16 protein-coding genes are annotated in these 25018 nt (G+C 70.3%); 4 read left to right on the top strand and 12 right to left on the bottom strand.

What is annotated here, in order from left to right; genetic code table 11:
• Positions 1-68: 68 nt before the first annotated feature.
• Together infC and thrS are read right to left on the bottom strand one after the other, a co-directional pair.
• Positions 69-590, bottom strand: coding sequence for a translation initiation factor IF-3 (gene infC / locus H0E84_RS08025; protein WP_305067716.1), 522 nt, complete (start codon positions 588-590; stop codon positions 69-71).
• Between the two features lie 87 nt (positions 591-677).
• Entirely contained in the window at positions 678-2582 is a 1905-nt protein-coding gene (gene thrS / locus H0E84_RS08020) for a threonine--tRNA ligase (RefSeq protein ID WP_180678112.1), read from the bottom strand.
• 339 nt (positions 2583-2921) lie between these two features.
• Here thrS and H0E84_RS08015 point away from each other — a divergent pair, with 339 nt between their 5' ends.
• Positions 2922-3950: a LacI family DNA-binding transcriptional regulator gene (locus H0E84_RS08015; protein WP_180678111.1), complete on the top strand. Its 1029-nt coding sequence runs from the start codon at positions 2922-2924 to the stop codon at positions 3948-3950.
• On the opposite strand, the gene H0E84_RS08010 is transcribed toward H0E84_RS08015, so the two are convergent.
• Both H0E84_RS08010 and H0E84_RS08005 read right to left on the bottom strand, forming a co-directional pair.
• A complete protein-coding gene (locus H0E84_RS08010; protein WP_180678110.1) occupies positions 3947-5692 on the bottom strand; it encodes an alpha-amylase family glycosyl hydrolase in 1746 nt (581 codons plus the stop codon). The two genes, H0E84_RS08015 and H0E84_RS08010, sit on opposite strands and share 4 nt — an antisense overlap.
• Complete coding sequence (locus H0E84_RS08005) at positions 5689-7170, bottom strand: MFS transporter (RefSeq protein WP_180678109.1); 1482 nt, start codon at positions 7168-7170, stop codon at positions 5689-5691. Before H0E84_RS08005 ends, H0E84_RS08010 begins: the two co-directional genes overlap by 4 nt.
• Positions 7171-7431: 261 nt before the next feature.
• Here H0E84_RS08005 and H0E84_RS08000 point away from each other — a divergent pair, with 261 nt between their 5' ends.
• Together H0E84_RS08000 and H0E84_RS07995 are read left to right on the top strand one after the other, a co-directional pair.
• On the top strand, positions 7432-9048 hold the full coding sequence (locus H0E84_RS08000) for an alpha-glucosidase family protein (RefSeq protein ID WP_180678108.1): 1617 nt from the start codon (positions 7432-7434) through the stop codon (positions 9046-9048).
• A 187-nt stretch (positions 9049-9235) separates the two neighbouring features.
• The gene (locus tag H0E84_RS07995) at positions 9236-9835 is read left to right on the top strand and encodes a methyltransferase domain-containing protein (protein WP_180678107.1); all 600 of its coding nucleotides are present in this window, start codon (positions 9236-9238) and stop codon (positions 9833-9835) included.
• Here the strand turns inward: H0E84_RS07995 and H0E84_RS07990 are convergent.
• A complete protein-coding gene (locus H0E84_RS07990) occupies positions 9819-10478 on the bottom strand; it encodes a class I SAM-dependent methyltransferase (RefSeq protein WP_180678106.1) in 660 nt (219 codons plus the stop codon). The two genes, H0E84_RS07995 and H0E84_RS07990, sit on opposite strands and share 17 nt — an antisense overlap.
• The gene (locus H0E84_RS07985) at positions 10475-11428 is read right to left on the bottom strand and encodes an oxygenase MpaB family protein (protein ID WP_180678105.1); all 954 of its coding nucleotides are present in this window, start codon (positions 11426-11428) and stop codon (positions 10475-10477) included. Before H0E84_RS07985 ends, H0E84_RS07990 begins: the two co-directional genes overlap by 4 nt.
• 237 nt (positions 11429-11665) lie before the next feature.
• Here H0E84_RS07985 and H0E84_RS07980 point away from each other — a divergent pair, with 237 nt between their 5' ends.
• On the top strand, positions 11666-14440 hold the full coding sequence (locus H0E84_RS07980) for a TonB-dependent receptor (RefSeq protein WP_180678104.1): 2775 nt from the start codon (positions 11666-11668) through the stop codon (positions 14438-14440).
• A gap of 379 nt (positions 14441-14819) precedes the next feature.
• Here H0E84_RS07980 and H0E84_RS07975 read toward each other — a convergent pair whose 3' ends face one another.
• From H0E84_RS07975 to H0E84_RS07950, 6 genes are all read right to left on the bottom strand, one after another.
• Positions 14820-16022, bottom strand: a complete 1203-nt coding sequence (locus tag H0E84_RS07975; protein ID WP_180678103.1) for a CaiB/BaiF CoA transferase family protein — start codon at positions 16020-16022, stop codon at positions 14820-14822.
• A gap of 117 nt (positions 16023-16139) precedes the next feature.
• Complete coding sequence (locus tag H0E84_RS07970; protein ID WP_180678102.1) at positions 16140-18056, bottom strand: glycoside hydrolase family 127 protein; 1917 nt, start codon at positions 18054-18056, stop codon at positions 16140-16142.
• Positions 18053-20248, bottom strand: coding sequence for an SUMF1/EgtB/PvdO family nonheme iron enzyme (locus H0E84_RS07965; RefSeq protein ID WP_257644125.1), 2196 nt, complete (start codon positions 20246-20248; stop codon positions 18053-18055). Before H0E84_RS07965 ends, H0E84_RS07970 begins: the two co-directional genes overlap by 4 nt.
• Positions 20249-20354: 106 nt before the next feature.
• Positions 20355-21551, bottom strand: a complete 1197-nt coding sequence (locus tag H0E84_RS07960; protein WP_180678101.1) for a serine hydrolase domain-containing protein — start codon at positions 21549-21551, stop codon at positions 20355-20357.
• A gap of 142 nt (positions 21552-21693) precedes the next feature.
• Positions 21694-23850 (bottom strand): TonB-dependent receptor, encoded by a 2157-nt coding sequence (locus H0E84_RS07955; protein WP_180678100.1) that lies wholly within the window; start codon positions 23848-23850, stop codon positions 21694-21696.
• Positions 23851-24101: 251 nt separating this feature from the next.
• Positions 24102-24977 carry a LysR substrate-binding domain-containing protein gene (locus H0E84_RS07950; RefSeq protein ID WP_180678099.1) on the bottom strand — a complete coding sequence of 292 codons (876 nt, stop codon included), beginning with the start codon at positions 24975-24977 and terminating at the stop codon, positions 24102-24104.
• Positions 24978-25018: the final 41 nt, after the last annotated feature.

The raw sequence follows: 25018 nt of genomic DNA, 5'->3' as shown, positions 1-25018 counted from the left end.
GCGCGCCGTCGGCGCGCTCTTCTCGACCCTCCCGCCAGGCAGCCGGCTCTGCGGCCCGGCCGCCGGCGTCACTTCTTCTTCGGCGCGATCATCATCACCATCTGGCGGCCTTCCAGGCGCGGGCGCGACTCGATCACGATGTCCTCGCCCAGGTCCGCCTCGATGCGTGCGGCCATCTCGCGGCCCAGCTCCTGGTGACTCATCTCGCGGCCGCGGAAGCGGATGTTGACCTTGATCTTGTCGCCTTCGTCGAGGAAGCCCCGCATCTTGCGCAGCTTGATCTGGTAGTCGCCCTCGTCGGTGACCGGCCGGAACTTCACTTCCTTGATCTCGACCTGCTTCTGTTTCTTCTTGGCCGCGTTGGCCTTCTTCTGCAGGTCGAACTTGTACTTGCCGTAATCCATGATCCGGCAGACCGGTGGATCGGCATTGGGCTGGATCTCGACCAGGTCGAGGCCTTCGCTCTCGGCCTGCTGCAGGGCCTCGTCGCGCGACAGGACGCCGATCATCTCGCCGTCCGAACCGATCACGCGTACCCGGGGTACGCGGATGTCGCTGTTCCTGCGGTTCTGCTTTTCAGGGGTGCTGATATTGCGATCTCCGTTTTCGATTGTGCCGGCCGCTCGTCAGCGTCCGGGGCTCCCGGCGCGGCCCCGCGGGCCCCACCGGATCACGCATCATGCTACCGCGTGCCCGCCGCGCAGGCGTGAAACGAAGTCGGAAACCGGCATGCTCCCCAGGTCCTCCCCCGCCCGCGTGCGCACGGCGACCGTCCCGTTGTCCCTTTCGCGGTCCCCCGCCACGAGCAGGTACGGCACCCGCTGCAGCGTGTGCTCGCGGATCTTATAGCCGATTTTCTCGTTCCGCAAATCCGCCTCCACCCGTACCCCTTGATTCGCAAGGGTTTTCCGCAGGTCGGCGACATAATCCGCCTGGGCGTCGGTGATGTTCATCGCCACCGCCTGCACCGGCGCCAGCCAGGCCGGGAAGGCCCCGGCGTGGTGCTCGATCAGGATCCCGATGAAGCGCTCCATCGAGCCGACGATGGCCCGGTGCAACATGACGGGGGTCCGCTTCTGGCTGTGCTCGTCGACGTATTCGGCCCCGAGGCGCCCCGGCATCATGAAGTCGACCTGCATCGTGCCCAGCTGCCAGGTGCGGCCGATCGCGTCCTTCAGGTGGTACTCGATCTTCGGCCCGTAGAAGGCGCCCTCGCCCGGCAGCTCCTGCCATTCCACCCCGCAGGCCGACAGCGCGCCACGCAGCGCGGCTTCAGCCTTGTCCCAGGTGGCGTCGTCGCCCAGCCGCGGCTCCGGGCGCAGGGCCAGCTTCAGCTGCACGTCCTCGAAACCGAACTCGGCGTAGACGCGCATCGCCTGTTCATGGAAGGCGGCGACCTCGGCCTCCACCTGGTCCTCGGTGCAGAACACGTGGCCGTCGTCCTGGGTGAAGCCGCGTACCCGCAGGATCCCGTGCAGCGCGCCCGAGGGCTCGTTGCGGTGGCAGGAGCCGAATTCGCCGTAGCGGATCGGCAGGTCGCGGTAGCTGTGCAGGCCCTGGTTGAACACCTGCACGTGGCCGGGGCAGTTCATCGGCTTGAGGGCGTAGGTGCGCTTCTCGGACTCGGTGAAGAACATGTTCTCCTTGTAGTTGTCCCAGTGGCCGGACTTCTTCCACAGCGAGACGTCGAGGATCTGCGGGCAGCGCACCTCGCCGTAGCCGCTGTCGCGGTAGACCCCACGCATGGTCTGCTCGACCACCTGCCACAGCGCCCAGCCCTTCGGATGCCAGAAGATCAGCCCGGGCGCCTCCTCCTGCAGGTGGAACAGCTCCTGCTGCTTGCCGATGCGGCGATGGTCGCGCTTCTCGGCTTCCTCGATGCGCTGTACGTAGGCCTTGAGCTGCTTGGCGTCGGCCCAGGCGGTACCGTAGATCCGCTGCAGCTGCTCGTTCTTGGCATCGCCGCGCCAGTAGGCGCCGGAGATGCGCAGCAGCTTGAACGCCTTCAGAAACCGCGTGTTGGGCACGTGCGGGCCGCGGCACATGTCCACGTATTCCTGGTGGTGGTACAGACCCATCTGCGTCTCGTCGGGCATGTCCTCGATCAGTCGCAGCTTGTAGTCCTCGCCGCGCGCGCGGAAGGTGGCGATCACCTCCTCGCGCGGGGTCATCTGCTTAATGACGTCGTAGCCGGTGTCGATCAGCTCCGCCATGCGCTGCTCGATCGCCGCCAAGTCGTCGGGGGTGAACGGGCGCTCGTGCCAGATGTCGTAGTAGAAGCCGTCCTCGATCACCGGGCCGATCACCATCTTGGCGTCCGGGTAGAGCTGCTTGACGGCGTGACCGACCAGGTGCGCGCAGGAGTGGCGGATGATCTCCACGCCCTCGGGATCCTTCGGGGTGATGATCTGCAGGCTGGCGTCGCGGTCGATGGAGTCGCTGGCATCGACCAGGCGGCCGTCGATCCTGCCGGCCACGGTGGCCTTGGCCAGGCCCGGGCCGATCGACTGCGCCACGTCCATGACGCTGACGGGGGATTCGAACTCGCGACGGCTGCCGTCGGGGAGGGTGATGGTGATCATTGGAAGGCCGTGATTGGTGATTCGTGATTGGTGATTCGTGGCAGCGATGGGTGTCTTGGCTGTTTCGAATCACCAATCACCCATCACCGATCACGCATCCACAAAAAAAGCGCCCGAGGGCGCCTTCGTGTGGGCCTCGGAACGTGTCAGCGGTGGCGGGTGGTAGTGCTCATGTCGCACGCTCGGCCGGCGTTGCCGCGGGCCACCTGTTCCTGCGAGTTTCCGGTCCGGCCGATTCTAGCAGCTGCGCGGGCCGCTGCAGCGCGGCGGGCCCTGGCCGCCGCCGGCATGGCATGATGCGGCCGGCCCGCCCGCCGCGGCCGACCGGCCGCACGCCCCATGACGATCAAAGGCAAGCCCACCTCGCTCGACATCGCCCATCTGGCCGGGGTGTCGCAGCCGACCGTCTCGCGCGCCCTGCGCGGCAGCCCGATGGTCAGCCCCGAGACCCGGCGCCGGATCCTGGCGATCGCCCGGGAGCTCAACTACAAGGTCGACAAGAACGCCTCCAACCTGCGCTGCCAGCAGTCCGGCACCCTGGCGCTGTTGTTCTTCGAGGAGCCGGCGCCGGACGACGCCTCGATCAACCCGTTCTTCCTGTCGATGCTCGGCTCGATCACCCGGGCCTGCGCGCAGCGCGGCTTCGACCTGCTGATCTCGTTCCAGCAGCTGTCCAGCGACTGGCACGCCGACTACGAGGACAGCCACAAGGCCGACGGCATCATCCTGCTCGGCTACGGCGACTACCTGGAGGCGCGCACGCGCCTGCAGCAACTGGTCGAACAGGGCACCCGCTTCGTGCGCTGGGGCGCGGCCCTGCCGGGGCAGCCGGGGGTCTCGATCGGCTGCGACAACTACCAGGGCGGGCTGGACGTCGGCCACCACCTGCTGGCGCGCGGTTGCCGCCGGATCGCCTTCCTCGGCGACGCCTCCGAGCACTACCCGGAGTTCCAGGAGCGCTACCGCGGCCTGGCCGCCGCGCTGACTGCGGCCGGCCTGGCCGCGGACCCGGACCTGCAGGTGGACGCCGTCACCACCGAGCAGGCCGGATTCGAGGCCGCCACCGCCCTGCTCCAGGGTGGCGCCGAGTTCGATGCGGTATTCGCGGCCAGCGATCTGATCGCGATCGGCGCGATGAAGGCACTGCACGAGCACGGGCTGCGCGTGCCGGAAGACGTGGCGGTCGCCGGCTTCGACGACATTCCGCTGGCGAGCTTCGTCACTCCCGGTCTCACCACCGTGCAGCAGGACACCCGCCAGGCCGGCACCATCCTGGTCGAAAGCCTGCTTGCGCTGATCGCCGGCGAGGCGGCCGGCAGCCGCACCATCCCCGCGCGGCTGGTGTTGCGAGGCTCGACCGGGGCCTAGTTCGCGTTCAGCGTCTCCGGCCCGCCCAGGCGGCGTGCCATCAGTTCCGCCAGCCGCGCGCGCAGGTCGGCGCGCCTGGGCGGGCCGTCGTGCAGGAACACCCGCACGCCGTGCGCCGGCACCTCGGCGAGCAGCCGCTCTTTCACCGTCAGCGCGCCGCCGCCGAAGCCATCGCGCCACTCGCCGGGCTGCAGAAGTTCGGTCACCTCGATCTCGCGCGCCGCATCGCCCTTGTTGAGCAGCACCAGCGCGATCTGGGCGCCGTCGCCATGCTCGTACACGCGGTAGAAGACCGCCTCGTCCCCATCCATCCGTAGGTCGAGCTGCAGCCCGCGCTGCAGCGCCGGCGACACCCTGCGCAGGTTGGCGATGCGGCGCAGCCCGGCGTGGATCGGGCTCCGCGGCGCGGCGTCGATGCGCGCCTGGCCGAAGTAGTTGCGATTGCCGGCATGCTCGGCGCGGCCGCGCATGAAGCCGGTCTCGGAGCCGTAGTAGATGACCGGGATCCCGCGCGCGGTGAACAGCCAGTTGTGGGCGTCGATGAAGCCCTCGTCGGTGGCGTCCATCCGCGCCATGTCGTGGTTGTCGTAGAAGGTGGCCAGCTCGTAGGGATTGGCGTAGGGGCTGTCCTGCAGGTGCAGGGCCTCGGCCAGGCGTTCGTACCCGGCGCCGCCCGCGAACACCTCGTCCATGGCCTGCTTCATCGGGAAGTCGAGCACGCTGACGCCGCCGTTCTCCGTCCAGGTGTGCGGCGCGATCTTGGCGGCGTCGTAGTCGAAGGCCTCGGCGAACATGAAGAAGCCGGGGTGCACCGCGCGGATGCGGTCGCTGAAGCGCTTCCAGAACGCGTGCGGCATGTGGCGGATGGTGTCGATGCGGAACGCGTCCGCGCCCTGCGCAATCCATTGCAGGTAGGCGCCGACCAGGTAGTCCATGACCTCCGGGTTGTCGGGATCGAAATCGCCGAGTTGCGCCAGATCGGGGGCGGTGGCGTAGAAGCGGTGCAGCGGGTCGCCCGCCGGATCGAGCTGGTCGGGCGGCAGGTTCTGGTGATCGGCCACCAGCCGCTCGCGCGCGTCGAACACCTGGCCGAAGCCGGGCTGCGGCTCCGGCATGCTCCAGGCCGGCGAGGAATGGTTGGCGACGATGTCGAGCACGGTCTTCAGCCCATGCGCGCGCATGCCGGCGGTGAAGGCGGCGAAGTCGAGACCCGCGCTCGGCAGGTGCTCGTCCACCCGGTAGAAGTTCATGCCCCAGTAGCCGTGGTAGGCGGCCTTGCCGCGGTCGCTGAGGAAGCTGCTGCAGGTGATCGGGTCGCCGCCGGTGAAGGCCTGGTCCGGGTTCTCGACGATCGGCGTGATCCACACCGCGCCGAAACCCATCTCGCGGATGTAGCCGGCGTTGTCCAGCAGGCCGCGGAAATCGCCGCCCTGGTAGCCGACGTTGGCGATCACGCCGTCGCACGCGGGCAGCGGGATGTCGAAGCTCGGATGGTCGCCGCCCTGCTCGCGCTGGTCGTTGGACGGATCGCCGTTGACGAAGCGGTCGGTGACCACGAAGTACACCGCGTGCTCGGCGAACGGCTCGAGCGTGCCGTAGAAGCCCTGCCCCGCGTCCGCCTCCTGCGCGATCGCGGACTCCGCCGCGACGGGCGACGCACCCGCGTCCGCCCCCGCCGGGTCGGACCGGGAACACCCGGCAACCGCGAGCAGCGCCGCCGCAAGCAGCCATGCCCGCCTCATGCCGGCTGCTCCGTCGCCGCCGGCTCGCGCACCCTCAGCACGCACAGGCCCGCCACCACCAGGCTGGCCGCCCCGACCGCCAGCGCCATGATCGGCTGGCCGCCGAGGAAGGTCTTGAGCAGGAAACCGAGGATGCTGGCGGCGACCAGCTGCGGGATGACGATGAAGAAGTTGAAGATGCCCATGTAGATGCCCATCTTTTCCGCGGGAAGGCTGTCGGACAGCAGCGCGTAGGGCAGCGACAGGATCGAGGCCCAGGCGAACCCGACCCCGACCATCGACAGCAGCAGCCACTGCGGATCGCGGATCACCAGGAACGACAGCAGGCCCGCCGCACCGAGCCAGACGTTGATCAGATGGCTGGCGCGCAGGCCCCAGCGGCGCACCATCCACGGAATCACGATCGCGGCCAGCGCGGCGAAGCCGTTGTAGGCGGCGAACAGCACGCCGACCCAGTTGGCGCCGTCGTTGTACGCCTCCGACTGCGCATCGACCGCGCCGTAGTGGACCCCGGTCACCGCGGCGGTGGTGTAGATCCACATCGCGAACAGCGCGAACCAGGAGAAGAACTGCACCACCGCCAACCGCCGCATCGCGTCCGGCATGGCCTGCAGATCGGCCATGATGGTGGTGAACATGTTGCGGCTGCGCACGTTCGCGGTCAGCAGCAGCGCCACGCCGTACGCGACCAGCACGCCGGACAGGACGTACAGCTGCTGGTCGAGCCCGAACCAGAGGATCGACGCGATGCCCATGGCACCGGCCAGCAGCCAGGCCAGGCCGGTGCGACTCGTCCGGGCACGATCGAGCGGCGCGTGCGGCAGCGGCGGCGCGGTGTCCTGCGCCTTGAGCACCTCGGGCGGATACTCGCGGGTGCGCAGCACGGTCCAGCCCACCGCCAGGAACAGCACCGCGCCGCCGAGGTAGAAGGCGTATTTCACGGTGTCGGGGATCGCCCCCGGGGCGGCTGTGTTGGCCACCCCCGCCTTGGCCAGCAGCCACGGCAGCATGCTGGCGACGATAGAGCCCACGCCGATGAAGAAGCTCTGCATCGCAAACCCCGCCGGACGCTGCGGCGGAGGCATCTGGTCGCCGACGAAGGCGCGGAACGGCTCCATCGACACGTTGATCGAGGCATCGAGGATCCACAGCGTGCCCGCCGCGATCCACAGCGCCGGCGAGTTCGGCATCACCAGCAGCGCGAGCGAGGCGAACACCGCGCCGTAGAGAAAGTACGGCCGCCGTCTGCCGAGCCGGGTCCAGGTCCGGTCCGAGAAGTACCCGACGATCGGCTGCACGATCAGCCCGGTCAGCGGCGCGGCGATCCACAGCATCGGGATCTGCTCCATCTCCGCGCCGAGGGTCTGGAAGATCCGGCTGACGTTGGCGTTCTGCAGCGCGAAGCCGAACTGGATGCCGAGGAACCCGAAGCACATGTTCCAGATCTGCCAGAACGTCAGTTGCGGTTTCGCGCTCATCGGTGCTCCAGTCCGGATGCGGGGATGTTGCCATGGCCGCGATGGGCTTCGGCGGCCGCTGACGGCTGCCCTGCCGCACCGGGCGGCCGCATCGCAGAACGTGCGGCAGGCGCCATGGTAGGTTCGGGTGCGGCCGCAGCACGGCCCCTGCATACGTATTCATCGCACGGGCGGCAGCGCTGGCGTCGCCCGTGCCACGGGGTTCGTGGAATAGTGGCCGCCCGCGCGCCGGCCGTGCGCGCAGCGATGCCGAGGCAGTGGATGACGAGCAGCCCGTGGTGGCGCGGCGCGGTGATCTACCAGATCTATCCGCGCAGCTTCATGGATACCGACGGCGACGGCGTGGGCGATCTGCCGGGCATCGTCGCGCGCCTGGACCACGTCGCCTCGCTCGGGGTCGATGCGATCTGGGTGGCGCCGTTCTTCCGCTCGCCGATGCACGACTTCGGCTACGACATCGCCGACTATCGCGACGTCGATCCGCTGTTCGGCACCCTGGTCGACTTCGACGCCCTGCTGGAGAAGGCGCACGCCCTGGGCATCCGGGTGATGATCGACCAGGTGCTCAGCCATACCTCGTCCGAGCACCCCTGGTTCCGCGAGAGCCGCGGGAGCCGCGACAACCCGAAGGCGGACTGGTACGTCTGGGCCGATGCGCGCCCCGACGGCACCCCGCCCAACAACTGGATGTCGCTGTTCGGCGGCGTCGCCTGGAAATGGGAACCGCGCCGCGGCCAGTACTACCTGCACAATTTCCTGTCCTCGCAGCCGGACCTGAACTTCCACAATCCCGAGGTGCGCGCGGCCGCGCTCGACAACGTGCGCTTCTGGCTCGAGCGCGGTGTGGACGGGCTGCGCCTGGACGCGATCAATTTCTGCTTCCACGACCGCCGGCTGCGCGACAACCCGCCCAAGCCGGCCGAGCTGCGCGTCGGCCGTGGCTTCAGCCCGGACAACCCCTACGCCTTCCAGTACCACCACCACAACAACACCCAGCCCGAGAACATCGGCTTTCTCGAGGAGCTGCGCACGCTGATGGACCGCTACGCGGACGCCGCCGCGCTTGGCGAGATCTCCTCCGAGGATTCGCTCGCCACCACCGCCGAGTACACCCGCGCCGGACGGCTGCACATGGGCTACAGCTTCGAGCTGCTGACCGACGATTTCAGCGCCGCCCACATTCGCGGCACGGTGGAGCGCCTGGAGGCGGCGATGCGCGAGGGCTGGCCGTGCTGGGCGATCTCCAACCACGACGTGCAGCGCGCGGTGACGCGCTGGGGAGGTGCGGAGGCCGGCGACGACTTCGCCCGGCAGATGGTGGCGCTGGTGTGCTCGCTGCGCGGCTCGGTCTGCCTGTACCAGGGCGAGGAGCTGGGACTGCCCGAGGCCGACGTGCCGTTCGAGGCGCTGCAGGACCCCTACGGCATCGCCTTCTGGCCGAGTTTCAAGGGCCGCGACGGCAGCCGTACGCCGATGCCGTGGAACGGCGACGCCGGCGCCGGCTTCACCGCCGGGCGGCCATGGCTGCCGATCCCCGCCGCGCACCGCGCGCGCAGTGTAGCCAAGCAGGAGGAAGACCCGGCCTCGGTACTCAACGCGGTGCGCCGCTTCCTGCGCTGGCGCGGCGCGCATCCGGCCCTGGTGGAGGGCGGGATCCGCTTCCTCGACGCACCGGAACCGCTGCTGGCCTTCGTGCGCGACCACGGGGCCGACACCGTGCTGGTCGCCTTCAACCTCTCGTCGGCCGCGATCGAGTGGCCGCTGCCCGCTGACCTGTCGGCGCGGACGCTGGACGACCATGGCCTGCTTTCCGGGCGGACCGAGGCCGGGGTGCTCCGGATCCCCGGCCGCGGCGTGTTCTTCGGCCGCCTGGAATGAACGCCACCCGGTAACCGCCCGGCGCACCCTGCCGTCGCCGGCGCCGGCGCACCCATCGGCGCGGAATCCCGTGCACGGAGGAGCCGCAATGGCGGATCTGCTCGATGCAGGCGTCGCCGCCAGCGACGGGCCGGCAGCCGCGCGCCCTTCTGCGCGGCTATCATCGCCGCGTCGCGGACGAGAGCCGATGGAAGCCACCCTGCACGAAGAACGCCTCGACCTGGTGACCGGGCTGCTGTTGCAGTCCGGTGCCACCAGCGTGCTGGACCTCGGCTGCGGCGCCGGGCGGCTGCTGGCCAGGCTGCTGCCCCATCCCCAGTTCCACCGCATCACCGGGGTCGACATGTGCACCAGCGCGCTGGCGGTGGCGCGCGCCGGCCTCGGCAGGGGCGGCGAGGCCGACCCGCGGCTGCGGCTGGTGCACGGCGACTGCACGCGCCCGCTGGAGGGCCTGGAAACCCACGATGCGGCCGCACTGGTGGAAACCATCGAGCACCTCGATCCGGGGCTGCTGTCCGGCGCCGAGCGTGCGCTGTTCGGCCACCACCGCCCGCGCCTGGCGATCGTCACCACTCCCAACCGCGAATACAACGTGCTGTACGGCCTGGGCCAGGACGACGTGCGCGATCCCGACCACCGCTTCGAATGGGACCGGACCCGGTTCCGCGCCTGGGCCGGCGGCGTGGCGCGCCGCAACGGCTACGCGGTGCGCTTCGGCGGCATCGGCCAGCCGCACCTCGAGCTGGGCGCGCCCGGCCAGTACGCCTGGTTCACCCGCAAGGACTGAGCGCGGCGCCCGGCTTGCGGAACAGCGCCACGTGCGGCGCCGGGCATTCCAGCGACCAGCCCTGCCGCTGCGCGATCCACTGCAGGGTCCGGCGCTGGTAGAAGCAGACGTGGGTGGGATCGCGGGCGTAGCCCCAGCTCGCGAACGGCCGCTCGGGCAGCCGCCACTGGGTCATCAGGCCCAGCCAGCCGCCATCCCGCAGCAGGCCGTCCAGGCGCGCGAACTCCGCGGCCGGATCGTGGAAGTGCTCGGCGGTCTCGCTGCAGGCGATGAAATCGTAGCGTTGCCGCAGCAGGCGCGCGTCGGCGGCATACAGCGGATCCCAGGCAGCGGTGGGAAACCCATGTGCGGCCAGCATCGCCGGCAACGCCGCGCCCGGGCCCGCCCCGTAGTCCAGCCCGCGCATGCCCGGCCGCAGGCGCGCGATCAGCGGGGCGGACAGGCGCTCGAGGAAGGCGCGATAGCCGGGATCGGCCGGGTCGTTGCGATGCAGGTCGTAGACCGCGCGTTCCTGCGCGGCGGAAGGGCGATCTGCCGGCAGCATGAAGGTCAGTCCGCAGGCGTCGCAGGCGGCGTAGCGGCGGCCCAGCACCGGCGATTCCGGGCGGCAGCTTCCGCCGCCGCAGAGCGGACAGGCGCTCATCCGCGGTGCGACGCGTGGACTGCATCGAGGTCCGGCAGGCGCTGCAGGATCGCCGGATCCACGCCGAGCCGCGCGCAGGCGCGCGGCGCCACCCCATCGTCCAGGGCGGTGCGGAACAGTGGCGCCAGCCCGGCCAGGGTGCGCGCCGCGAACGCGTCGCGGATCCGCCTGCCGGTGGAGCGCTCCAGCATGTCCCGCGCCCAGTCGGGCAGCAGCGCCGCGCCGGCACCGAGGAACAGTTCGCGCGAGAGCCCGGCGGCGGGCACCGGCAGGCGGATCCGCTCGAGCACGGCCAGCACCTCGCGCGAGCGCGCGTCGCAGGCCAGCTCGTCGCGGGCACGCGCGAAGTAGTCGGCGACCCCGGCCTCCGAGGCAGGCACGTCGCGCGCGCCGAGCGTTTCGGCGACCCGCCGCGCCTCGTCGTAGTAGCGGTCCGCGGCGGCGGCGGGCAGGTCGCGGCGACAGTAGCGGCGGTAGCCCTGGAGAAAGCCGTAGCTCTCGGTGACGTGCACCCAGGTCAGCAGGTCCGGCGCATCGGCGGCATAGGCGCGCCCGTCCGGCAGCGTGCCCTGCACGCGGGCGTGGATGGCGGCGACGCGGGCGATCAGCCGTGAGGCCTGTTCGTGGCCGGCATAGGTGGTGCCGGCGACGAAGGCGGTGGTCCGGCGCAGTCGCCCGACCAGGTCGTCGCGGAAGTTGGAGTGGTCCCAGACCCCGGCCAGCGCACGCGGATGCAGGGTCTGCAGCATCAGCGCGCACAGCCCGCCGGAGAGCATGCCGGGGAAGTCGGCGTGGATGCGCCAGGTGACGCTGTCGGGGCCGAACAGGCCGGGATCGCCCGGGGGATGGTCGTAGTCGATCCCGCTCCGCCCGCGCGGGAACGCGCTCAAGACCCAGCGGCGGATGCGGGAGGTGGCGATCGCTGCCAGGGGATTGCGGTGCGGCGGCATGCGTCCATGCTAGCCGCCGCGGCGGCAACGCGGACTGACGGCCGGCGCCGCACGCCCCGCGGAAGCATGAACCGGGCGGCACGCCATGAATACGTATGCAGGGCGGCTTGCGCGGCGAACGCGGGGACTACCATGGCCCGCGACATCCGTCACATCCCGTTTTCCCGCCGGACAGATCCGCATGGACGCCGCCGGGAGCCGGTTCCGCGATCCGCACGACACCTTTTGGGAGGGGAGATGTTGAAGCTCGAACGCAACCTGCTGAGCGCTGCCCTGGCATCGGCGATGCTGATGCTGGCCGCCAACGTCCATGCGCAGGACACCGGCGAGGAAGACGCCGCGGCCCAGCCCGCGACGCAGGCCGAAAGCCAAGCCGATGCGATGGACCTGGACACCGTCACCGTGACCGGCATCCGCCGGGGCATCGAGAGCGCGATCTCGGTCAAGCGCGAATCCACCTCCATCGTCGAGGCGATCTCCGCCGAGGACATCGGCAAGCTCCCCGACGTCAGCATCGCCGAGTCGCTGGCGCGACTGCCGGGCGTGTCGGCGCAGCGGGTGGCGGGCCGTGCGCAGGTGATCAGCGTGCGCGGCCTGTCGCCGGACTTCTCGACCACGCTCCTCAATGGCCGCGAAATGGTCAGCACCGGCGACAACCGCAGCGTCGAGTTCGACCAGTACCCGTCCGAGCTGATCAACGGCGTCACCGTCTACAAGACGCCCGACGCCGCCCTGGTCGGCCAGGGGCTCACCGGCACCCTGGACATGCGCACGGTGCGCCCGCTGAGCTTCGGCGAACCGGCCGGCGTCGTCAGCGTGCGCGGCCAACGCAACTCGCTCGGCTCCGCCGCGGATGCTTCCGCCCACGGCGAGCGCATCAACGCCAGCTACATCACCCGCTCCGAGGACCGTCGCTTCGGCTTCTCGATCGGCTATTCGCATTCGGACACGCCGATCCAGGAGAACCAGGTCGGCCTGTACGAGCCCTGGCAGGCCATCGGCGACGGCTGGCGGCCGGGCGTGCCCGCCGGCACGTTCTATTCCGACGGCATCAAGGCGCTACGCCGCACCGGCAACACCGAGCGCGACGGCATCATGGCGACGCTGCAGTTCCGTCCCTCGAACGCGTGGACGAGCACTCTCGACCTGTTCTACTCCGAGGCCACCCAGGTCAGCACCGCCAACCAGTTCGAGGTCCACATCGGCGACTACAACGGCGGCTACGGGCGGCTCGAGGTCACCGACCCGGTGATCAACGACGATGGCACCTTCACCGGCGGCGTCGCCAACAACGTCTATCCGCTGGTGCGCGGCATGTACAACCACCGCGAGGACAAGATCAGGGCGTTCGGCTGGAACAACGAGTTCACGCTCGGCGGCGTGGAGCTGATGGCGGACGTGAGCTATTCGGAGACCGAGCGCGACGAGGTCGTCCTGGAGAACAACACCCAGCTGCTGCCCGCTCCGCAGCTGGATTCGGTGGCGCTGGACTTCCGCAGCGGCGACTTCTCGCAGCTGGTCCCCGGCCGCGACTACTCCGACCCGGGCTCGCTCTACCTGACCAACACCATCTATGGTTCCGGGTACGGCAAGACCCCGCGGGTGGAGGACGAACTGCTCGCGTTCCGCCTCGACGCGTCCGTGCCGACTCCGCAGTCGATAGCATGGCTGGTCGACATCGACCTCGGCGTCAACTACGCCGACCGCCAAAAGAGCAAGTGGCAGCCCGAGGGCAACATCAACCTCGGTGCCCAGGGCGACACCGCGATCGGCGACGACCTGCAGTACGGCCTGGTCGACCTCGGCTTCGCCGGCGCCGGCCTGATCCCGTCCTGGAACGTGCCCGCCGCCGTCGATCGCTACATGAGCTTCATCCCGGTCGACGACCTGTCGTATCTGATCCCCAAGGCCTGGCGGGTCGACGAGCAGATCACCACCGCCTACGCGCGGGCGAATATCGATACCCAGTGGGGCAGCGTGCCCGTGCGCGGCAACTTCGGCGTGCAGGTGCAGCGCGTCGACCAGTCCTCGACCTCCCGCTACTGGGATTCGAACCGGCCGGACGGCGACAACGTGCAGCCGATCACCCGCGGCAAGCAGTACACCGACGTCCTGCCGAGCCTGAACCTCGCCTTCTCGCTGACCGACGACCAGACCCTGCGCGTGGGGCTAGCCGAACAGGTGGCCCGTCCGCGCGTCGACGAACTGCGCGCATCGCTGGACTTCGGCGTCAACGAATCCAACGGAGAGCCGGGCGGCTCCGGCGGCAACCCGGAACTCGATCCCTGGCGCGCCTATGCCTTCGACCTCTCGTACGAGAAGTATTTTGGCGAACGCGCCTACCTGGCCGCGGCGTTCTACTACAAGGATCTGCGGACCTACATCTACACCGAGGCCCGGGACGGCTACGACTTCAGCGATCTCCTGGTCGACTATCCGTGGGACGACGATCTTCCGCCCCTGCAGAGCACTGGCAGGTACACCGCCCCCTACAACGGCGACGGCGGCTCGCTGCGCGGCATCGAGCTGACCGCATCGCTGCCCCTGGACCTCTTCTCGGACGCGCTGACCGGCTTCGGCATCGTCGCCAGCGCCAGCTTCAACGACAGCGACATCACCATCCCGCCGCCGCCGAACGCCCAGAGCAGCGTCGGCAACGAGGAAATCACCCTGCCGGGCCTTTCCAAGCGTGTATACAACTTCACCGCCTACTACGAGCGCAGCGGCTTCGAGGCGCGTATCAGCCAGCGCAAGCGTTCGGACTTCGTCGGCGAGATCGGCAACTTCGACGGCGACCGCACCCTGCGCTACGTGGTGGGCGAGGACATCACCGACGCACAAATCAGTTATGCGTTCGGCGACCACACCGCCCTCGCCGGCCTGAGCCTGCTGTTCCAGGCCAGCAACATCACCGACGAGTCCTACCGCACCTATGCGGGCACCAAAGACCGGCCGCTCGAGCACATCGAGTGGGGCCGCACCTACCTGCTCGGGTTGAACTACCGCTTCTGACCTGCTGACACATCGCGCGCCCCGGGGGCTCCCGGCGCCACCACCCACTGGGGCGTCAAGAAAAAGCGCCGTCACGTGCTGGACCGCCGAACCGCCGGGGCCCGGAAGCGACCGTCACCTCACCGAAAGCACCCGCGCAGCATCCAGCCGGTGCGGTGCCCCGGTGCGGGACCGTCGACGCCATGGATGGCGTCGACGAGCCTCCATGGATGGATTCACGGCGTGTCCCGCACCGGGGCGCCGCACCGGCTGCCCGCGAAGGCCTTCTGCACCAGCCTGTGTCGTCGAGTGGCGACTTCCGTCACCCCCAGATGGGGGCGGTTTGCCTGGGCAGGGAGAAAAAACGCGAGAAAACCCGGCCGGGCGAGCCGGCTTCTCTTCAGTCCCGTGCCTCAGGGTCGGCGCTCCGGACTGCACCGTTCGCGTCACCGATCACCGCCGCCGAGTCCTGGCCCAGGCCGGGCGCTGCGAACGGCGCCGGCCCGGGCGTGCGTCCGAACTTGATCGGCCGGGTCACGCCGCGGTAGCTGCCGAGCCCGGGATGGGCGATCGGCGCGACGATCTCCTCGGCGAGCACCTGGGGATGGTCGAACATGTCCTCGACGCGGCGCGCCGCGGCGCAGGGCACGGCATCGCCGAATGCCTCTTCCCACTCCTGCGCGGTGCGCGCGGCAAGGGCCGCGCGCAGCCGCGGCACGATCTCCGCCGCGAGACGCGCGCGCTTGCGCACCGTGTCGTAGCGCGGATCGGCGGCCAGCGCGTCCAGGCCGGTGCGCTCGCACAGCGCCTGCCAGAAGCGCGGCGTATTGGCGGAAATGTACAGATGCCCCTCGCGCGCCGGGTGGATGCCGGTGACCCCGCCCGAGCGCATGTCGCGCCAGATGTCGAGCGCCTCGCCCTCGGCCCAGATCATCCTCGCCGACTGCATGGTCAGCGCGCTACGCAGCAGCGACACCCCGACGAACTGTCCTTCTCCGCTGCGCTCGCGTTCGTACAGCGCCGAGGCCACGCCCGCGGCCAGCAGTGCGGCGGCATAGTAGTCGACCACCGACCCGTAGACGATCTCGGGCGGGCCGGAAGGCGGGCCCTGCAGGGTGCAGATGCCGGTCATGGTCTGCAGCACCTGGTCGTAGCCTGCCTTGTCCTTCATCGGTCCGGTCTCGCCGTAGCCGGTGACCGCGCAGTAGATCAGCCGCGGGTTGATCAGCGCCAGGCGGGCATGGTCGATGCCGAGACGCTCGGGCACGCCGGGACGAAAGTTGTGCACCAGCACGTCGGCCATCCGCACCAGCCGCAGCAGCACCGCGAGCTGATCGGTCCGCTTCAGGTCCAGCACCACACCGCGCTTGCTGCGGTTGACGCCGAGGAAGGCCCGGCTTTCCTCGGCCAGGGTGGAGGGGTAGTTGCGCAGGTTGTCGCCTGCCGGCGGCTCGACCTTGATCACCTCTGCGCCCTGGTCGGCGAGCAGGGTGCAGCCGTAGGGGCCGGCGATGTAGGCGCTCAGATCGAGCACGCGCACCCCGCTGAGTGGACCAGGCGGGCCGGAGCGCTGCGGAGCGGCGAAGACTGAGGAATCGGCCATGGGGAAATCCGGGTCCTGTACTGCGTGCGGGTCAGCCTGGCGCATCCGGACGCACGGAACCAGCGCGTCCGCCTACGTTCTGGCGCCAGGAATTCTTGCGTCGGGACCGGACGGCGCTCAGGGTGCGTCGTCCGGCGGCAGCGAAAGCCAGGTCAGCCGCCAGCTGCCGTCGCGCCGCGCGCCGGTCGCGTACCAGGGCGAGAACAGCAGCGGGGCCCTGCCCTGCGGCGACAGCCGGATCGCGGGCGCCGCGCCCGGCGCTTCGGGCGCCAGCGTTTCCAGCCAGGTCCGCTCCGGTGCGTCGGGCAGGCGCACCGTCTCCTGCACGCGGAATCCGTCGATCAGCCCGGTGGCGTAGACCAGCGGGCCGCGGGTGATGGCGCACCAGTCGAAACGCAGCACCTGCTGGCGCACCGGGCTGCCATCGGGAGCGCGCGATTCCTGGACGTTGCGGTGGGTTCGCCGGTGCAGGCGCGGCGGCATCGGGAACTCCAGCGCGATCTCGTCGCCGTCCTGCCAGGTCTTCTCCAGGACCAGGAATTCCCCCGGCACGGGTGCGGCTTCGGGCGCCGCGCCGTTGACCGCGGCGCGCGCGTCCTGCACCCACGACGGGATCCGCACCCGGATCGGGAAGCGCGCGGAACGCTGCGGCGATACCCGGATCCGCACGCTCCCGTCGAACGGATAGCCGGTGTCCTGGCGCAGCGCCACCCTGCCCGCCTGCGGCAGCGCGAGCGTGGCCGAGGACGGTCCGTACAGGTTGACCGACACCCCCGCGGCCGCCGCGCCGCCGGCGCCCGCCGGCAGGTCCGCCTGGAACAGGCCATAGGCCAGCGCCGGCAGCTCCTCCAGCGCCATCGCCCCGCTCGACTTGCAGCAGCGCCAGTAGGTGGTATGGACGCGGCGGCCGTTGGCGAAGACGTAATAGCACCAGTCCTCGCCGTCCGGCGCCTGAGCGCCGAGCAGGTCGTTGCAGGCGCTGCGTTCCACTTCCTCGACGAAGCATGCCCGCCCGGTGATCGCGTACAGCTCGCGGTTGAGCTGGATCCACGAGAGGGTCGAGCAGGTCTCGACGTAGCCGGTGGGATCGAACACGCCCGCCGGGTTGAACACTTCGCGCGAGCGGTGCGCCACCCCGCCCCAGGGTCCGCCGCCGAGGCTCAGGTGATGGTCGCGCACGTTCCGCCACATCGTCTCGACGGCGCGCAGGAAGCGCGGCTCGCCGGTGGCGCGGTGCAGCTTGGCCAGGCCGACCAGGTTCCACAGCAGCTGGTAGGCCTTGCCGGTGCCGATCTCGGAGGCGTCGGCGCCGGCCAGCGCGCGGGTCAGCAATGCCAGCCGCGGATTGGCTTCGGCCTGTTCCAGCACCCGCAGGGCGAGGTCGAGATGGCGGCGCTCGCCGGTGGCGAAGTGCAGCTCCACCGCCGCATCGAGCAGCACGGTCGCCGACATCCCGTGGTGGTTGCCGAGCCCGGTGATGTCGATGTCGCCGTCGGTCAGCGCCCGAGCACACAGGTCGCCGATCCGGGCCGCGGCATCCAGGTAGCGGGCGGCGGGGAAATGCCGGTGCACTTCGAGCAGGCCCAGCACCAGGTAGCTGTGCGTCCAGACGTCCCAGGTGCGCAGCGCCGGCGCCCCGTCCCAGCTTTCCGGCTTCGGCCGCTGCGGCACCGGGAAGCGCCGCTCCGGCGCGTAGTTGCCGAGGTAGCCGTCCGCGCCCTGCAACGCGACCAGGTGATCGGCGACCCGCTCCAGGTTCGCGCGCAGCGCATCGTCGCCGCTGCGCGCGGCGGCCTTCGCGGCGGCGTACAGCCACTTGCCGGCATGCTCGCCGTACCAGTCGCCCTCGTGATTGCAGGCCACCTGCGCGGGACCGAAAATCGCGATGGCGGGGCTGCGCTCGTCGACGATGAAGCGCGACAGCCGGCCGCGCAGGTTGGCCTCCAGGGCCGCGCCCAGCGGACCTTCGAGCACTACATCGGCAGGCGCCGGCGCGACGGCGCGCGGCGAAACGGCGCCCTGAAGTCTGCTCATGACGCGTCCACCACGCAGCGGAAGCCGACGCAGCCGGAACGGTCCTTGGATGGCGCCATCAGCAGGTACTTGCCGTGCTGGTCGAGCCGATACGCCTGCGGGAAGTACCAGTGCGAAGCGCGCGGGCGGTAGCCGCTGCCGCCGCGGAGGATCGCGGCCCGGGTGTGCTCGTCGCGGTACTCGTCGGTCCATTGCCAGACGTTGCCGACCAGATCCAGCACTCCGAACGGACTCGCCCCGGCGGGATGGGCGTCGACATCGTCTGGCGCACCTAGGGTCCGGCCGCGGTTCGGGTGCGGTACCGCATCTTCGCGCCACTCGTCACCCCAGGGATAGCGTCGGCCATCGCCGCCTTGCGCCGCGTACTGCCACTCCCACTCCCGCGGCAGGCGCTTGCCGGCCCATTGTGCGTAGGCGCGCGCGTCTTCCAGCGCCACCCAGGTCACCGGCTTGCCGTCCCAGCCCGCCGGCGGCGCGCCGTTCTGCCAGTGGCGCAGGAAATTGTGCGGATCGCTTGGACGCCAGCCGCTGTCGGCCAAAAACGCCTGGAACTGCGCGTTGGTGACCGGATGGCGATCGATATGGAACGCCCGCATGCGCATGCGCCGGCGGTGGTTGCGGCGCGCGCTGTCCTCCCATGGGTACTGCACGTCGACGCCGTCCCAATGGTTGCCCTCGATCTCGATGCCGCCGACCGCGAAGTCGAAGTCGCCGGCCGGAATGGTCACCATGCCCTCGGGCGCCGCGGGAGCGGCCGCGGTCGGGGCGATTTCCACCAGCCGCTGCGGCAGCGAGCGCCAGCGGTCCGACAGCGACTGCAGCGAAGTGGCGGCGCGCTCGCGGGCGGCAGCGAGGAAGGCGTCCAGACCGGTCGATGCGGGATCCGCATCCAGCGCCAGGAGTGCGCCGAAACCGCGCGGCTCCAGCGCGAACGCCAGCACCGCGCGCGCGCCATCGATCCGCGGCGACAACTCGACGCCGTTCCACAGGTCGTAGTAGCGCCGCCCCTCGGCGTGCGTCACTGTGATCTGCTCGCCGTCGAGCGCGGATTCGTGACGGTTGACGATCGTCCACAGCACCGAACCCGCGCCCGGGAAGCGGCTGGCGAACACGCCGGACTGCAGCGTCGGCGCATAGGGCCGCCAGTCCATGCTCACCAGCAGCGGTGCGAATTGCCGATAGATCGCCGCGATCCGGCGCAGGATCTCTGCGTCGCGCGCGGTGAACTGGTTCCAGATCCCCCAGACATTCTCCCAGGCGTTGTAGCCGATGCCGTTGAAGAACACGTACTGCAGGTCGTGGGTCCGGTCGCGGCCCCAGCGGTTCTCGTAGTTGATCATGTGGCGCGGTTCGAGCCACTTGAACTTCGCCACCGGCGGCACCGGTCCGTCCGGGGCCTTCTTGCCCCAGCTCTGCACGTTCCAGATCAGCGCCTCCTCGGCGCTGATGGTCGACTCCGGCTGCAGCACCAGAGGATGGCCCAAGGCCTCGCCGGCGTCGAAGAACGCGCGCGGCACGCCGTTGTAGGTGTCGCCGTTGACCCCGTCGGCGCCCACCGCCTTCGCCAGCGCGGCGACCGCGTCCCAGTCGCTCCGCTCCGGCGGCCGGGTGCCGTGGTCCCAGGGCATGGTGGGCAGGAACACGCGCACGCCGCGGCGGTGGAAGTCCGCGACCGCGCCGCGCAACCCTTCCAGGCCGCCCGGCAGGTCGTGCGCTAGGTCGGTCTTGTTGCGGTCGTCGATGCCGATATTCGGGTACACGAACCAGACCAGCACGCTGTCGACGCCGCCGAAGCGCGCCTCGAGATCGTCGAGATAGCGGTCGACGGTGTATCGGCCGGCGTCCGCATCGTAGAAGTAGCGGTCCTCCACCATCATCTGCGCGTGCACGAAGTTGCGCTGCGCCCACTGCAGCTCGGGGCGCCGGTAGTTGGCGTCGTCGTAGCCGATCCGCACCAGGTGCTCGCGGCGCCAGTCCACCAGCTCGGCGATCCAGTCGTCGGCGCTGGCGCCGGCGTCGATCATCCACAGGCCGATGTCGGCGAAGGGCCATCCCGGCGCCTTGCCCGGCGTGGGCAGGTAGCGGCCGGTGGTGACGTGCGAGAACTTGTATTCCACCCGCGGCGGCGCGCGACCGGCGTCGTCCTCGGGGGTCATGTGGCGGGGAACGGTGGAGTCCGGGGGGGAGGTCATGGAATCTCGGGTCGGCGGAGCGGAAGAGGCGCGCGCGGGGATCGGCGCGCCGCTGCATCGTACGTCGCGCCCGGCGGAGCCGCGAACGGTGCACGTCGGCTCGGGGTCACCGCTGCAGGCTCCCGTAGACGAGACGGTAGAAGCAGTCGCCGAGTCGCGGCAGGTCGTCGCCGCTGTCGCGCGGCAGGTGCTGCAGCAGCAGGATCGCGATCAAGCGCTGCTCCGGGTCGACGACGTAGCTGGTGGAGGCCGCGCCCGCCCAGCCGAACTGGCCTGCGGAGCCGGGGCGGGTGCGGCGCCCGGGATCGAGCACCACGTAGCCGCCGAAGCCGAAGCCTTCGGCGTCGCTGAACTGAGTCACCGGCGGATCCAGCATGGTCAGCTGGTTGCGCATCATCGCTTCGACGGTGGCGCGGGCGAGGATGCGCACCCCATCGAGTTCGCCGCCGCCGAGCAGCATCTGGCAGAAACGCGCGTAGTCGCCGGCAGTCGAGTACAGGCCGCCCGCAGCGCTGGGGTAGGCGTTGAGCGGCTCGCCAGGATCGAGCGAGCCCCGACCATCGTGGCGCACCAGGCGGCCGCCCTCGCCCATCGCGGTGATGTCGGCGAGACGATGGAGCTTGTCCCCGGGGACGCGGAAAGCGGTGTCCTCCATCCTCAGCGGCACGAGGATCCGCGCCTGCAGGAAGTCGTCGAACGGTTGGCCGCCCACCACTTCGACCACCCGCGCCAGCACTTCGGTGGCCGCGCCGTCGTAGCCGAAGCGGGTACCGGGATCGGCCGCCAGCGGCGCCCGCCCCAGGCGTTCGACGAAACCCGCGAGGTCCACGGCCGCGTGCGGGTCGGCGCGCTCCAGCAGCGCCACGGCCGCCGCGTCGCCCTCCAGCCCGGCGGGGAAGCCGGCGGTGTGGGTGAGCAGCATGCGGAGGGTGATCGCGCCGCGGGCCGGGCGCAGCCGTGGCGCGTCGGCATCGCCGCCGACCAGCACCTGCGGCTCGCGCAGCTCCGGCAGATGGCGCGACACCGGATCGTCCAGCCCCACCCGCCCCTCCTCCACCAGCATCAGCACCGCGACCGAGGCGATGGTCTTGGTCATCGAGTAGATGCGGAAGATCGCATCGCGCGGCATCGGCGCGGTGCGTTCGAGGTCGCGGTGGCCGTATGCGCGCCAATCGACGATCCTGCCGTCGCGCGCCAGCAGCGTCACCCCGCCGGTGTAACCCTCGGGCCCGGTCGCCTCCTCCATGAATCCGTGCAGCCGCGCCAGCGCCTGCGGCGACAGCGCCGCCTCCGCGGGCTCCATCGTCGGCAGCGGCGCCGCGGCCTGCACCGCGGCGGCGGCCCAGGCCAGGCCGGCCGCCGCGAGGCGACGCCATCGGCGACCGCCGCGGCATTGCCGCGATGGTACGCACGCGGGCGTGGCGGCACTGCGCATCGGGCGCCGGTCAGAACGTGATGGTATGGGTGAGCGAGACCATCCGCCCGCGGCCGGCGAAGTAGTTCTTCCAGAAGTCGATCTGCGACCAGCTGAGGATGTACTGCTTGTTGGTGAGGTTCTCGATGCCCACCGAGAGCCTCCCGTAGCGCTCGAAGTCGTAGTTGGCGCTCAGGTCGAACAGGGTGTAGCCGCTGGTGTGCTCCTCGGCCGAGGTGCCCTCGTTGATGTCGCGGTCGAGCAGCATGGTCGCACCGAGGGTCACGTCGCCGCGGGCGTTGAAGGCCCAGGTCGCGGCGGCTGACAGCTTGTCCGGGCTGATGTCGTTGATGCCCATTTCGCGATCCAGCGGGCCGGTGTTGCCGAACGTGGTCTTACCGCGAATCCGCGAATACAGCGCGGTCAGGCGCCAGTCGTCGGACGGACGCCATTCCCCGCTCGCCTCGAAGCCCTCGATCTCGACCGGCACGCGGCTGAGGATGAAGTCCTCGGTTTCCGGATCGACCACCAGCGACGAGCCGAAGTCCGAACTCGTCTCGTAGTACGAGGCGCCGAAACTGCCGCGCCGCCCGCGCCAGTTGAAGCCGACCTCGCGGTTGTCTACCACGATCGCCTGCAGGTCGACGAACCCCTCCACGGTCTGGCCCGGCTGATTGATGTTGCGCAGCGGGATGCCGACGTTGGGCAGGCTGAAACCCTTGCCGTACGAGGCGTACACCGACCAGTCGTCGGCAATCCGCCAGATCGCGCCGAAGTTGGGCAGGTTCTCCTGGTAGTCGAGGGTGCCGCCCTGCACCGCGACCCGGTTGCGGTACCAGGTGGTGACGTAGTCGTCGACGCTCAGCTCGCCATCCTCGCGACGCAGGCCGCCGCTGAGCGTCACCGGCCCGATGTCCCAGGTCAGCTGCGCATAGGGGGCGGTGCTCTTGTAGACCATCGGCGGCACCCACACGCGATTGGTGATCGCCAGGCGCTGTTGCGCCTCGTCCTCGACCAGGTCGACGCCGGCGCGCAGCTCCAGGCCGGGGACGCTGAAGATCTCCGGGCGCGTCCAGGAGGCGCGCAGGCCCTTCTTCTCGGTGGCGATCTCGGACTGGTCGATCAGCTCGCCGATCGGTGCGATGTCGGGATCCTGGCGGTCGATGCCGTCCTCGGCCGGGTAGCGCATCGCCTGGCTGGCGCGGTAGACGTCGGCCTGCAGGGTGCCGCCGGCCAGGTCGGCATGGGTGTAGGCCAGCGCGTACTGGCGGAAGTCGTTGAACTCGGTCATCGAACCGAGCGGCGGGGTCCGCACCGCGGAATCGGGGATCCCCTGCTCGCGATCGCCCTCCACCCACGAGTAGTTGCCCTTGCCAGTGATGCTGAAGCGGCTGGCGCTGGCCTGCAGGCGCTGCATGCCGGCCTCGCCGAAGTTCATGCCCCACTTCAGGAACAGGTTGTCGGCCTCGCTGTCGTTGGTCGAGCCGCTGGCGTTCATGCCGACCCGGCGGCCGTCGGCGTCCCAGGCCATGCCGCGGTCGATGAACGAGGCCGCCGCCAGCACGTCGTGGCTGTCCTGCTTGTGCTCCACGGTCAGGCCGACCTTCCAGGCGTCGCTGTCCTCGCGGAACTGGGTGGAATAGCGCGAGGTGAGCGTGGCGCGGGTGCCCTCCTCGGTCGGCGTCTTGGACAGGTAGTTGATGATGCCGCCGGCGGCGCCGATGCCTTCCGAGGCCGACGGACCGCTGATCACTTCGATGCGGCCGATCACGCCCATGTCGGTGAAGGTGCCCGAGCGGTTGCCCTCGCGCAGCGGCGAGCCCTGCGGGATGCCGTCGAACAGCCGCAGCGCGGTGCGCCCGCGCAGGGTCTCGCCGAGATTGCTCATCGCCTGCGAGGATTCCGAGTAGCCCGGCACCGAACGCGCCAGCACCGCGGTGGCGTCCTCGGTCAGGGTGAGCGAGCGCTGCACCTCCTCGGGCGAAACGATGGTCACCGCACCGGGGATGCGATCGACGGCGCGCGGGCTGCGCGAACCGGTGACCACCATCCGGTCGAGGTCGGTGGTGGCGGTGGCGGTCTCCTCCTCGGCCGGCGTCGCGGCCGGGTCCTGCGAGTCCTGCGAATGGACCAGCGGCGCAGCCGAGAGCAGCGCGCAGGCGATGGCGACGGAAAGCGGTGTCTTCATGGTGTGGTCTCTGCTGGTTCGGCTGCCCCGGAACGCGCCGCGGCGCGCCCCGTTCCCGTGCGATGCACGACGCGGGATGCGCCGTGCGTCGCGACGCCCTCCCGGCGCCGACCCTTCTCGGGTCCCGGGCAGCCTAGGCGCGGCGTGGCGGGCGTCACACCTGCACGGGCTATGTTCAGAGATGAGGTTTTCTTGCCTATCAAGCAGGAAAACGTTTGGTGCGCTGCAGCATCGCTGTCGGCCGCTGCTTTTCAGGCCAGCGCTTTGCGCGCTTCCTCGAGCAGCGCGCGCACCAGGCGGATGCGCACGCTGGAGCGCGACCAGACCGCACCGATGCGCCGCGGCTCGACCAGGTGCGCCTCGGGCAGCGGCAGCCGCACCAGGTCGAGTCCTTCGGGCCAAGGCCGCGCCCAGTCGGGGACCAGAGACACGCCCAGGCCGCGGTCGACCATCACCGCGATCGCGTTGAGCGCGTTCACCTCGAAGCGCTCGCGCGGCACGATCCCGACCCGGCGCAGGTATTCGTCGGCCTGGCGGCCGCCCCAATGGTTGCGGTCGTAGCGGATCAGCGGCTCGGCGGCCAGCAGCTCGTGCGGATCGCGTCCCGCCATCCGCCGCGGCGCCAGCACCACCAGCGGCTCCTCGCGCAGCAGCTGCCAGTCGCAGGTCTTCGGCAGCGCATACGGCGCCTGCAGCACCACCGCGGCGTCCAGGTCGCCGCCTTCCACCTCGCTGTACAGATCGGCCGAATAGCCCGGGCGGATGAACACGTTGATCTGCGGGAACTCGCCGACCATCCGCGCCAGGATGTCCGGCAGGATCCCGGCCAGCCCGGTCGGGCAGGCGCCGATCCGCAGCTCGCCGGACAGGGTGCCGTCGTTGGCGACGCTGCGCAGGTCGGAGACGTCGCGCAGCAGGTCGCGGGCGCGGCCCAGGATGCGCGCGCCCGGTTCGGTCACGCACACGGTACGGCCGGCACGGGCGATCAGCGGCGCGCCGATCTCGCGCTCCAGGGTGCGGATCTGCTGCGCCACCGCCGCCGGGGTGATGTTGAGCAGGCGCGCCGCGGCCGCCATCGAGCCGTGGTCGGCGACGGCGACGAAGGTTCTCAGGAATTGCGTGTCCACGTCACCGCTCCGCATCCGGGGCCGCCACGCTAACCGAAGCC

The sequence above is a fragment of the Luteimonas salinisoli genome (assembly GCF_013425525.1).
In the GTDB taxonomy this organism is placed as follows: domain Bacteria; phylum Pseudomonadota; class Gammaproteobacteria; order Xanthomonadales; family Xanthomonadaceae; genus Luteimonas; species Luteimonas salinisoli.
Note: the sequence above shows the minus strand (reverse complement) of the source record. Positions and strands in the feature narration are given on the sequence as shown.